General features: G+C 54.1%; 1 rRNA gene. It reads left to right on the forward strand.

Annotation, left to right across the window (positions count from 1 at the left end):
- A 16S ribosomal RNA gene (locus M6G53_RS25185) occupies positions 1-434 on the forward strand; the annotation flags it as partial.

The raw sequence follows: 434 nt of genomic DNA on the forward strand, positions 1-434 counted from the left end.
GACTAGTACGTGCCAGCCGCCGCGGTAATACGGAGGGTGCAAGCGTTGTTCGGAATTATTGGGCGTAAAGCGCGCGTAGGCGGTTTCTTAAGTCTGATGTGAAAGCCCCGGGCTCAACCTGGGAAGTGCATTGGATACTGGAAGACTTGAGTACGGGAGAGGGCAGTGGAATTCCTAGTGTAGGAGTGAAATCCGTAGATATTAGGAGGAACACCGGTGGCGAAGGCGGCTGCCTGGACCGATACTGACGCTGAGACGCGAAAGCGTGGGTAGCAAACAGGATTAGATACCCTGGTAGTCCACGCCGTAAACGATGAGTACTAGGTGTTGCGGGTATTGACCCCTGCAGTGCCGCAGCTAACGCATTAAGTACTCCGCCTGGGAAGTACGGTCGCAAGGTTGAAACTCAAAGGAATTGACGGACGTGTCGCTAT

Origin of the sequence: Serratia nevei (genome assembly GCF_024160145.1) — a bacterium.
Classification (GTDB): Bacteria; Pseudomonadota; Gammaproteobacteria; order Enterobacterales; family Enterobacteriaceae; genus Serratia; species Serratia nevei_A.